The organism is Rhizobium sp. SG741 (assembly GCF_012275435.1).
GTDB lineage: Bacteria > Pseudomonadota > Alphaproteobacteria > Rhizobiales > Rhizobiaceae > Rhizobium > Rhizobium lusitanum.
The window spans coordinates 240308-251563 of record NZ_JAAZQP010000009.1 but is presented as its reverse complement, the minus strand read 5'-3'; the positions used below and the strand labels follow the sequence as shown (position 1 = coordinate 251563).

9 protein-coding genes and 1 pseudogene are annotated in these 11256 nt (G+C 57.9%); 6 read left to right on the top strand and 4 right to left on the bottom strand.

Translation table 11 applies throughout. The annotated features are described in order from the left end of the window. Nucleotides 1–6 precede the first annotated feature (6 nt). Both FHT29_RS22980 and FHT29_RS22975 read right to left on the bottom strand, forming a co-directional pair. Nucleotides 7–1815 carry a ShlB/FhaC/HecB family hemolysin secretion/activation protein gene (locus tag FHT29_RS22980; protein WP_246703081.1) on the bottom strand — a complete coding sequence of 603 codons (1809 nt, stop codon included), beginning with the start codon at nt 1813–1815 and terminating at the stop codon, nt 7–9. Between the two features lie 197 nt (nt 1816–2012). Then, nucleotides 2013–2972 carry a hypothetical protein gene (locus FHT29_RS22975; protein ID WP_168600165.1) on the bottom strand — a complete coding sequence of 320 codons (960 nt, stop codon included), beginning with the start codon at nt 2970–2972 and terminating at the stop codon, nt 2013–2015. A gap of 316 nt (nt 2973–3288) precedes the next feature. On the opposite strand from FHT29_RS22975, the gene FHT29_RS22970 reads away from it, so the two are divergent. Together FHT29_RS22970 and FHT29_RS22965 are read left to right on the top strand one after the other, a co-directional pair. Continuing rightward, nucleotides 3289–4596: an MFS transporter gene (locus FHT29_RS22970; RefSeq protein ID WP_246703080.1), complete on the top strand. Its 1308-nt coding sequence runs from the start codon at nt 3289–3291 to the stop codon at nt 4594–4596. A 197-nt stretch (nt 4597–4793) separates the two neighbouring features. Further along, on the top strand, nt 4794–5390 hold the full coding sequence (locus FHT29_RS22965; protein ID WP_047557250.1) for a TetR/AcrR family transcriptional regulator: 597 nt from the start codon (nt 4794–4796) through the stop codon (nt 5388–5390). Nucleotides 5391–5481: 91 nt separating this feature from the next. On the opposite strand, the pseudogene FHT29_RS22960 reads toward FHT29_RS22965, so the two are convergent. Both FHT29_RS22960 and FHT29_RS22955 read right to left on the bottom strand, forming a co-directional pair. Beyond that, nucleotides 5482–5997: pseudogene (locus tag FHT29_RS22960) on the bottom strand (IS6 family transposase); the annotation flags it as partial. Between the two features lie 124 nt (nt 5998–6121). Then, a complete protein-coding gene (locus FHT29_RS22955; protein ID WP_047557252.1) occupies nt 6122–6982 on the bottom strand; it encodes a helix-turn-helix domain-containing protein in 861 nt (286 codons plus the stop codon). Nucleotides 6983–7110: 128 nt separating this feature from the next. On the opposite strand from FHT29_RS22955, the gene FHT29_RS22950 reads away from it, so the two are divergent. The 4 genes from FHT29_RS22950 to ugpC are packed head-to-tail and all read left to right on the top strand — an operon-like array spanning nt 7111 to nt 11255. After that, complete coding sequence (locus FHT29_RS22950) at nt 7111–8343, top strand: extracellular solute-binding protein (protein WP_047557255.1); 1233 nt, start codon at nt 7111–7113, stop codon at nt 8341–8343. 22 nt (nt 8344–8365) lie between these two features. Continuing rightward, nucleotides 8366–9277: a sugar ABC transporter permease gene (locus tag FHT29_RS22945; RefSeq protein ID WP_047557257.1), complete on the top strand. Its 912-nt coding sequence runs from the start codon at nt 8366–8368 to the stop codon at nt 9275–9277. A gap of 5 nt (nt 9278–9282) precedes the next feature. Further along, entirely contained in the window at nt 9283–10137 is an 855-nt protein-coding gene (locus tag FHT29_RS22940; protein ID WP_047557260.1) for a carbohydrate ABC transporter permease, read from the top strand. Between the two features lie 20 nt (nt 10138–10157). Next, nucleotides 10158–11255: a sn-glycerol-3-phosphate ABC transporter ATP-binding protein UgpC gene (gene ugpC / locus FHT29_RS22935; protein ID WP_047557263.1), complete on the top strand. Its 1098-nt coding sequence runs from the start codon at nt 10158–10160 to the stop codon at nt 11253–11255. The last annotated feature ends 1 nt before the right edge of the window (nt 11256 follow it).

The window sequence follows — 11256 nt, the reverse complement described above, 5'->3', positions numbered from 1 at the left end:
GCTATCCTAAAACTGAAACGCCGCCGAAACGGTGAAGCGGTTGTCGTTGGAGCCATCGCCGAAGTGCTCGACACGGCCATATTCAAGATTGACGTTGGTGCTGTTGAAGCTCGCCTGCTCGGCCGCCGCCAGCCGCAGGCCGAGGCCATAGGCCGCGCCGCGCGAGAAGCCACTTTCCAGCGCCGTCGGCTGGTAGAGCTTGACGCCGCCATAGGCGCCGAACAGGTAAGGCGAAACCACCACGCCGCCGGCCGTGGTCGTTCCATCCGGCAGACTGGTTCCCTGCTGCGCCGGGAATTCCGGCCAGCCGAACGGCAAGGTGAAGCTGGCAATGAAAGGGAACTGCGCCTCGGCGCGCAGCACGAAGCCTGAATCGCCCTGCATCGAGCCGGTCGGGAAGCTCGACAGACCCGAGGAGGAGACGAGGCCGATCTGCTCGGAATTGAGCAGCGGCTGGCCGAAGGAGGTCTGCGCCTTTGCGCGGAGATCGAGGACCAGATGCTCGGCGATCGGCTGGCGATAGCCGAGATTGACCTCGGCCTTCTGGAAATCGGCGTCCGCGCCTTGGCGCGACAAGGGTGTGCCGCTGCCATTGGCGTCGGCCGCGCTGCGTGCGCCAAGCCCGTTGATGCCGAAAGACCCAGTCAGGCCGGCGCTGACAAGCGCATCGCCGGATACATACCAGGAAAAATCCGCGCCCGTGCGCAGGATGCGCAGCCGATCCTTCGACAGTGTTGCGCCGCCGCCGTTGAGAAGCTGCAGTTCTTCGTCCTGCGCATCGAAGCCGCCATTGAGGTTGAATGTGAACTCGCGCGAGCGGATCAGCGGGTAGGCAAGCCGTGCCGAATAGCGGGTGAAGTCCGACATGAACTGCAGCCCGGATGCGCTCGCCTCCGGCGTCGTGCGCGAGCCGGTGGCTTCAAGGTTCAGCGTCAGCCCGTCGATGCCGATCGGCAGGGTTACACCGCCGGCCAAGGACCGGTTGCGCGGCGCGCCGGTGAAATAGCCTTCGTCACCGCCGAAACGCGGCGCACCAGAGGCTCTCAGATAGAAGAGCTCGCCGAAGCCGAACACGGAATTGAAGTCCAGACCGACGCCGGTGTTGTATTTGCCGAGCGCGTCGGTGGAATTGTTGTCGCCCGAGACGAAGCCCGTGACCGGCTTGTAGCGAGCCTCGATCGTCAGCACGCTGCCACCGGGCTTCGTGCCGCGCGACAGCGTCGAACGCAGGACCGTGCCCGGCAGATCGCCGGCCAATAGCAGCCGACGCTCGATCTCATCGTTGGACATCCCCTTCTCGCCCACCAGCGGCGACAACATTTTCGCAATGCGTTCGCGGATATTGTCGGGAAGATGCGAGGTGTCGATGCTTTCGACGAAGCCGTTGATGACAACGATGCGCAAGGTCGCGCCATCGATCAGCCGCTGCGCCGGCAGCACCACACGCACCAGGCCGTATCCCTTGGCGCCATAGGCCCGCTCGAGCTGACCCGCCGCCTCGAAGAGGGCGGCCGCCGTCACAGGGCTGCCAGTCAGGTTCTTCTTCAGGTGCGCTTCATCCTCGGCAAAGCCTGGAAGCCCGCCTTCGACCTTGACGGCCTTCAGTCGGACGGTGAGCTTCTCCGCCCCTTTGGGCGCGACCGGACCGGACGCTTCGGGAATGACGATGCCGCTGTTCTGCTTCTGCAACTGTGGCTCGAAGCTTTGCGGCGTCACCTGCGACGCCGTCTGCGCAAAGGCAAAGCATGCCGGCGCCATCACTGCAACGCTCGCGGCCAGTCCCCAGTATCGGGAAAAACGGTATCCGAAAGTCAAAATGAACCTCAATCTCAGCGTACGCAGGCTTGTTCGAAGGAATTCCGCAAGGAATGGTCGAAAATTTCCAGCACAACCCCTTCCCGCAGCAGGACTAATAAAGTTGGCTGTGGAGGTCAGCATCCATTTTTGACTTGGGAGATCTTGAGGAGTTTCCGCAGGCGAATGTCGGCAGACGCCAAGGAAGACAGACCGTCTTATTCGCAATTGTGGGCTCCTCGAGAAACCGTTGAGCCACTGCCTAAAGCGTTCGCGAACGCGCCATCGAGGATCAGCAGCTTTTGCGCCTGAAACGCCGCATATTCGTCGTAGAAGCCGCGCGAAATCCACATCGGCGAATGTCCCGGCCGTCCAGCCCAGCCAAGTCCTCCGATCGCTTGAGCTTCCGAGATCTTGCGGCTTGTATGCGCGCTCGAAAGACCGGTCGCTCGGGCCAGATATGCAATGGAGTTGACGTCCGTGAGATATCGTTCCGGTCCCGGGAAGCTTTGCTGATCGACACCTGCGATCAGCCGGTCCATCACCCAGCCACCCGAATCGATCCAGCTGAAGATCCTGTAGAGCGGTCCTGGCGTGCGCACTTCGGGAGTGAAGAACAGAGCATTCGCCACAACCGGCTGGATCAACGGAAGCAAGCTCTCCCATTGCGTGGAGAATTGCACGTGTCTTTGTCCGCCATCGAGCAGATCGAGCGCCTGGAAATGCAGATTGTACCAGAGCGCGAGGAGAGAGAGGGAATCAAGCGATGGTTTGGCCTCTCGACGATGCCCAGCGATCTGACTGTCGATCGCTTGAATGACGCCATACTTCATCGATTCATCAAAGAAGGTATAGGCTGTATTGCGGCTCGCGAGACCTAGGAAGGTTGCCAGGAGGCCAAGGCTTCTACGGCTGAGACCCGGCTCTACATCGCCGATGGGGCGAAAAAAGTGGGCGACTGCGGCGTGGCTTAGGAGCCAACGCTGCTGTGTTGCAAACAGCGCTGCGGATCGCGGTGATTGCTTATGAGCCTCGAACATCGCCGAAGCCAGGAAAAAAACCGCAGACGGGAAGGCAACGCGCGAAATCATGTCGCTCACGCTATCCCACGGCAGATCGTTTGTTCCCTCGCCTGCAAGAGGTGGAAATGCCTCCGGAAATTCTACTATCTGCCCCAAGAATGCGATCTCCGGCTAGCGCATCCGCCAACGAAACCACCAAAAGCCCTCGTCAGATCGTTCCGGTCCACTTGCTGACCAGGAGCGCTGCGCCGACCCGCAATTCTTTGGCGACGATTAAAAAACTTCTCACATTATCAAAATATGAGAAGTAAATGCCGGATCGCCCGTCACTTGTCAACGAGAATGTTTCTCATATTATTGCAATCTGAGAAATCGACCGGTGTCGAATGGTGCTCGCGCGCTGAGGCGGAGAATTCTAAAGCGCGCTTCACGTCGTCGCCAAACCACCGGTTTGCCGAGAGGACCTGAGCGAATGCCCTTACCAAGACCGATTAATCCGTCCTACACCTTGGGTGTTCTGACCATCGCCTCCACCTTGTCTTATCTCGACCGGCAAATACTTGGTCTCCTGGCGGAGCCGCTGAGACAGGACCTTCACCTGACAGATCTGCAGATCGGCCTCCTGCAGGGTTTCACCTTCGCCATTGTTCTGGCAACCGCCGGATTGCCGCTGGGTCGCTGGGTTGATACCGGAAACCGTGTGCGGATTGCCGCCGTTGGAATAGCACTCTGGAGCATCATGACAGCCGCTTGTGGCTTTGCAGGCAGTTTCGGAGCTCTTTTACTGTGCCGGACGGGTGTCGCATTGGGAGAAGCGGCCCTCACACCCGCCGCCTATTCCCTGATCAGCGATTTATTCCCCACCCGCCGGCGCGGACTCGCAATAAGCATTTACAGCACAGGCGCGTTCATCGGAGCCGGTCTATCCCTCGTTTTGGCAGCGACGGTTCTTCATGAATTGTCGAGCGCAGGAAACGTCTTCGTACTGCCCGGCATGCAGCACATATGGCAGATGGTATTTGTCTTCATCGGACTGCCGGGCATCGCTGTCGCCCTTTGGGCTGCAAGCCTTAAAGAACCCCGCAAGCATTCCGGAGCTACTCCGGGCCCTATACCGGGCACGGTCGAGATCCGCGCCTATTTCTTGGATAATCGGGTAGAACTCGCGAGCCTTTATTTCTGCCTGGCCTTTGCGGCGACCCAAGCCTATAGCTACAGCGCATGGGTTCCCACTGTGTTGATCCGCACCTTTCACATGCAGCCCATCGCCGTCGGCTTTAGCCTTGGGCCACTCTTCATTGCCTCGAGTGTATCGGGGCTGATTTTTGGCGCTATACTTGGCGATAGCCTGGTTCGACGCGGCATTGCAGCCGCTCGCCCCATCCTTATGTGCGGCGCGGCGCTGATTGCGGCGCTGTTCACCGCGGCAATGCCCTTTGCTTCGACCCTCAACGCCGCGCTTTTCCTGATAGCCATCGCAACATTCCTATCCACAATCATTGTTGCGAACGGTCCTCCCGCACTTCAGGACATCACGCCATCACGCATGCGTGGCATCTCAAGCGCAGTCGGCATCCTGATTGTGACGCTTGTCGGTATGGGCGTCGGCCCCACATTGGTCGGGTTTCTCAGCCAGGACATGCTTGGGGATCCGAGCAAGATCGGCGTCGCACTCAGCGTCGTATCGACTGCCGCTCTTATCGTCTCGTCGGCTTTGGCGCTGGTAGCCATCTTCAACTACAAGCTTGAGCCGGACAACACAGCAGCACGCGCGGCATGAAAATCGACCCTATTGAGACAAGGTTTGAAGATCAGGATCGTCAGGCTGCTCACTCGATTGCTCCGACGAGAACTTTGCATGACTATCAACAATCCTCAAAGGGACCGTCAGCCGCGTACGGAATGCTCGCTGTTCTTGCTCCATATTCACGACGCATCTTATAGATTGACCCGAGAGAATCGTTGAAAGCGCTTTGCATGTCGGCTTACGAAGTCCTGGTTTCCAATATTACCCAGAGTTTTCTCGATCATGGCTATGAAGCCATGACAATGAGCAAACTGGCAAAATATTGTAATATTACGCGCCGAGGCCTCTATCATCACTTCAGCAGCAAGGAAGAAGCCTTCCAGGCAATGGTTCGCCAAAACAACCAACGGACCCGGCAAGGCAGTCTTAGTGAAGGCACAAGGCTGTTTTCGGCTGGCGCCGACGTGCTTGATATCGTCACAGCGGTACTTGATGTTCGATATGGCGATACGAGAAGAAAATTGGTGCTTTCACCCTTCGCGCTCGAAGTCAATGACTACGCGTTTCGCCTATGTCGTCCGGAGATGGTCGAAGCTGCAACAGTTTTCCAGGCCGATTTCGCTGCATTACTCCAACAGATCATGGCAAATGGCCAATTGACGCTTCGGCCCCCAATTTCGGTCGAGACCGTGGTGCAACTGCTTTGCGACGGCGCCCGTGGAACCAATCAAAGCTTTTTCGCACCATCGCCTGAGGATATCACCGCACGCTACCGGCAGATGAGCCAAGCAATCCTGTTCGGCTGTGCCGAGCCGGCTGGGCTGTGAGGCTGTCCGTCGCCTTCGATGTTGAAGAGCTGCTTGTGGGTTTTGTCGCAAACTCTTGGGAAGGTCGTAGAAACGCTATCGCTGGGCACAGTTATGCAGCGAGCGCGGTGAATTGCTTAAGTGCGAATTGGCCATTGGTTGAAAATTGCCGCTTGCGGATCATGTGGGCCACCTCGATACCATCCAGTGCCGCTGACGCAGACTGAAAAAATTTGAAGCCCTTCATCGGGCGGGTCAGCTTCTTGATAAACCGGTGGTCTTGCTCGATCAGCCAGAACCATCCCTGCAACAGCAGCATCCAGTTCATGTTTTGCAAGCCTGCCAGATTAGTCTCGCTCTTGTCGATGACGACCTTTTCGGGCCACCCCTTGTTCTCGATCATGCGAGCGAAGAAGGCGCTGGCCGCAACCTCGTCACGGTGCTCAGACAGCATAAAATCGAGGGTTTTGCCGAATTTGTCGACAGCACGATAGAAATAGGTCCACCGGCCTTTGACGTGGATATAGGTCTCGTCCATCCGCCAGGAGCTGCTGGTTGCAGATTTCCGGCGCTGAGCCTTACAGGCAATAAGCGGTGAATATTTCACAACCCATCTGTTCAGCGCCGCGGGGTAGAGATTGAAGCATCAAACACGGACATTTAACCAAGTGGTTGCCATCGCGAGGGCATGACACGCGTTTCTAGAGAAGACGGATAGTAATCCCCTATGGGGCCGGTGAAATTGCTCACTATCACGACGATACCCCCTTCTGATCATAAACATCCTGGAATTCCCGCGGGGACATCCCGATCTGGTCGCGAAAAACAGCATAGAAACGGCTGACGGAGCCGAAGCCCGACTCATAGGCAATTGCTGCGGCGTTCTTCTCGCTAGTAACCAGCAGTCTTTGTGCTGTTACAAGCCTTCGCCGGGTGAGGTATTGTGTGATCGTCATCCCAAGCGATTTATGAAACAAGGTCATGGCATATTTCGGATGCAGCGACACCGCGTCGGCAATCGCGGCCACCGTCAATGCAGAATCGGATCGCTCGCTGATGTAACGGGTCATTTCGATGATCTTCCGGTGCGTGTTGCCCGGCGACGAGGCGTGCGAAGGCGAGATGTCAACCAGGTTGATCCACCCTTTTGTATCGGCGCGTCTGAGGCGCAATTCCAGGTGACGATAGTTAAGCTCGGACAAGAACGGATCGCTGGTCTGCAGTTCAAAGCGAATTTGCCGCATCAGGGCGTCATCCATGGGCAGGCGTTCGCCGATCTTGATGAAGCCACCGGCCAGAATGGCTGATTTCAACTCCGGACTGAACGGAGCGAACATGAACATTTCGAGTGGCACATAAATGCATACGAAGCGACTGTGCGGCTTCACAGCAATGGCCTGGTGCGGAATCGCGCCCCAGAAAAAGACGAAATCATCTTCCGTCACCTCCACCATCTTGCCGTTGTAGAGATAGGTAACTGCACCAGCGTAGAGATAATTGATCTCGATTTGATTGTGGGCGTGCGGCTTTGCCATGGGGAGCACCAATTCCCGCCGATCGGCCGAAAATCGATCTTCGGCAACGCCGAATGGAGCCTTGCGCCTCACTGTCATATATGGAGATCCAACTATCCAAGAATAAATTATACCAAACCGCGACGACCATATGCACAAAATTTATATAGAGGTGAAGTGTGATGTTTTTTTCACCACTTCATCGTCCTAACCAGCGAGACCGATTCATGAAGCTTTCCCATTCCTTGGCTTGCCTGCTTCTCGGTACGAGCGCTCTGGCGGCATCCTCTGCCTTTGCCGGAACGGTCGTCCTCAATGCGTCTGTTGCCAGCGCTCCCGATCGCGATGCCGTCAACGGCGCTGTCGCCTCCTTCGAGAAGGCCAATCCGGACATCAAGGTGGAGGTGAACTTCTACGATGAGGAAAGCAACAAGACCGCCATCCGCAACTGGCTGACGACAAGTCCGCCGGACATCATCAAGTGGTATGCCGGAAACAAGATGGCCCAGTTCGTGAAGCCCGGCCTGCTCGCCGATGTCAGCGATATCTGGACGCCACAGGTGAAGGCGGAATTTGGTCCGGGCATGGTGGATTCGATCAGTGTCGATGGCAAGCAGTACGGCATGCCGACTTCCTATTCGACCTGGGCCATCTATTACCGCAAGGATGTATTTGCCGCCGCTGGAGTCGCCCCGTTCAAGACCTTCGACGACCTCGTCGCCAGCTGCAAGGTCTTTCGTGCCAAGGGCATTACGCCGGTGGCGCTGGGATCGAAAGCCCCCTGGCCGCTCGCCGGCTGGTTCGACTATATCGACCTCAGGCAAAACGGCTACGCCTTTCATATGGATCTGATGAACGGCAAGGTCAGCTGGACCGACGACAAGGTCAAGACAGTGTTTGCTGACTGGAAGAAGATGGTCGATGCCAACTGCTTTGCTGAAAATCACACCAATCTCGCCTGGCGCGAAGGGCTGGCAATGATGAACCAGGGCCAGGCAGCGATGATGCTGATGGGCAACTATCTGATCGACAGCCTGACGCCCGAATCAGAGCCGGTGACGGAAGCGATGAGTTTCCCAACGATCGACCCGACCGTGCCGCGCGCCGAGGATGCGCCGATCGAGACCTACCATATTCCAGCCAAGGCAAAGAACATCCCGGACGCCAAGAAATTCCTGGCCTATCTCGGCCAGGCCGACGTCCAGATGCAGATGACGCAAGCCTATCACATCCTCCCTGCCAACCCGAAGGCAAAACCGCCGGAAAACCGCCTGCTGCAGGAAAGCGCGTCGCTGGCTTCCGGCGCACAGTCCTATGCCCAGTTTATCGACCGAGACACCGCCGATGCCGTCTCCACGATCGCGATGACCGGCTTCCAGGAGTTTCTGGTCCACCCGGATCGTCTTGGCCGCATCCTGCAGAACATAGATCGTGCCGCCAAACGCGCATACCCGAACTGAGCATGCAAGGAATAAGCCTGCGATGGTAAGCAATGTGTCCACGAACACCTTCGCACCAAGCCTATGGAAGCGCTATCAGCGACGGCTCGCTCCGCCGCTGTTCGTCGCCCCTGCCTTGATCATGTTCGGGATTTTCGTCATCTGGCCAGTGCTGGAAAGCCTGTGGCTAAGCCTGCATGACTGGGACGGGATCGGCGAGAACCGCTTTGTCGGGCTGGACAATTACGTCGAGTTGTTCCGCGACGATCCGGTCTTCTGGACGGCGCTGAAGAACAATATCTACTGGCTCGTCGCCTTTCTGTTCGCACCTGCCTTTGGCCTGGCTCTAGCGCTGTTTCTGAACCAGGCGGGGCTGGCAATGCGCTTCGTCAAGTCGCTATACTTCATGCCGTTCGTCATCAGCCAGGTCGTCGTCGGCCTGATGTTCGGCTGGTTCTTCAATGCCGAATTCGGCCTGCTGAACCATATCCTGACCGCCCTCGACCTGCCGAAGATCGCCCTGCTCGAAGACGAGAGGTTCTCGACCTTCGCCATCATCGCGGCCGGTCTCTGGCCGCAGGTCGCCTATTGCATGATCCTCTATCTCACGGGCCTGACGGCCATCAATCCGGAATTGATCGAGGCGGCGCGAATGGAAGGCGTCAAGGGCTTGAAGCTGTTGTGGCATATCGTCTTGCCGCAATTGCTGCCGGCGACCTCGATCGCCGTCATCGTCTCGGTCGTCGGCGCGCTACGATCCTTCGATCTGGTCTCGGTGATGACCGGCGGCGGACCCTACGATTCTTCGACGGTGCTCGCCTATTACATGTATGAGCAGACATTCGGCGCGCTGCGCATCGGTTATGGTGCGGCTATCGCCACCTGCCTTTTTCTGCTGATGGATGTCTGCGTCGTCATCTATCTGCTGCGCTCACTGCCCAGCAACAAGAGGTAGCGCCGATGTTTCCTGCTCCCATCACCAACGCGTCGGCCAAGGCACGGGCCGGCTACCACATCGCTGTGTGGATCGGCCTGATCATCTGGATTCTGCCGATCATCGCCGTGGCATTGACATCAATACGCTCCGTCCAGGATCTCAACGCCGGCAATTATTGGGGCTGGCCGACCGAGACGATGTTCGTCGAGAATTACCGCAAGGTCTTCACTTCATCGCCAATGCTGCGCTTTCTCTTGAACAGCACCGTCATCACGCTGGTATCCGTCTGCGGTGCCATCGCACTGGCGACGATGGCAGGCTTCGCGCTCAGCAAATATCGCTTTCCTGGCAGCACGGCGTTGCTAGCGCTTTTCATCACCGGCAACTTCGTGCCGTTCCAGATGTTAATGATCCCTGTCCGAGATCTGTCGATCCATGTCATCCCCGTCTATGACACCATATGGGCACTGATCCTGTTCCATATCGCCTTCCAGACGGGCTTCTGCACTCTATTTATGCGCAACTTCATCGCCGAACTGCCCGATGAATTGATCGAGGCGGCGCGGGTCGAGGGCGTCGGCGAATTCAAGATCTTCTGGCATGTCATCGTGCCGCTGGTGCGCCCGGCCATGGCCGCCTTGTTCGTATTGGTCTTCACTTTCGTCTGGAACGATTTCTTCTGGTCGCTGGTGCTCGTGCAATCGGATTCCGCCCGGCCGGTGACAGCAGGCCTGCAGGCGTTGCGCGAAACCTGGACAACCACCTGGCATCTGGTCTCGGCCGGTTCGCTGCTGGCAGCGATGCCACCCGTCATCGTCTTTTTCCTGATGCAGCGCCAGTTCATAGCAGGCCTGACATTCGGCGCGACCAAGGGCTAATTTAGAGGAACACCAACGCAATGGCCTACGTGACACTGGAGAAGGTCTCCAAGGACTTTGGCAAGACCCGCGTCATCGATGCCATCGATCTTACCATCGATAATGGCGAGTTCGTCGTTTTCGTCGGCCCTTCCGGCTGCGGCAAGTCTACGCTGCTACGTCTGGTCGCGGGTCTCGAAACCATGACGGGCGGAAGCCTGACGATCGATGGCGTGAATATGACCGATGTCGACTCTGCCAATCGCGGCATCGCCATGGTCTTCCAGTCCTATGCGCTCTATCCGCATATGACGGTGGCAGAGAACATCACCTTCGGGATGCGGATGGCCAAGGTTGCTAAGGCGGAGATCGCCGACAAGCTTTCCCGGGCGGCCAGAATGCTGCATCTGGAGCCGCTGCTCGACCGCAAGCCCGCCCAGCTTTCCGGCGGCCAGCGCCAGCGCGTCGCCATCGGCCGGGCGATCGTCCGCGATCCGAGCGTCTTCCTGTTCGACGAGCCGCTATCCAACCTCGATGCGGCACTAAGGCATGAGATGCGCATCGAGATTCTGCGGCTGCACAAGGAGCTCGGCTCGACGATGATCTATGTCACCCACGACCAGGTCGAGGCGATGACGATGGCTGACAAGATCGTCGTGCTCAATCGCGGCCAGATCGAGCAGGTCGGTTCGCCGCTCGATCTCTATCTCAACCCCGACAACCTGTTCGTGGCGCAATTTCTCGGCTCGCCCAAGATCAACAGCTTTCCGACGGTGATCGAAAGAATAGAAGCCGATGTTGCCTACGTTCGGTTACCCTCGGAGGTCTTGATGGCCATGCCGCTAAACGGTGCACGGGCTGCCGCCGGCGATGCGGTGACGTTTGCCGTGCGTCCGGAGCACTTCGTCGAGGCCAGCGCAGCCAGCGCCGTCATGCAGGGCGTTGTCGAACTAGTCGAGCATCTAGGATCCGATACCTTGCTCAGCCTGAGGACAGTCGAGGGCACGCCGATCACGGTGCGCACCAACGGCGTCAACCGGATCCGGACCGGAGAAACGATGGCAATCGGATTGACCCCCGGCAACTGTCAGATATTCGACAGCAGCGGCACGGCGCTGGTCCGCAACTCCATACAATAAC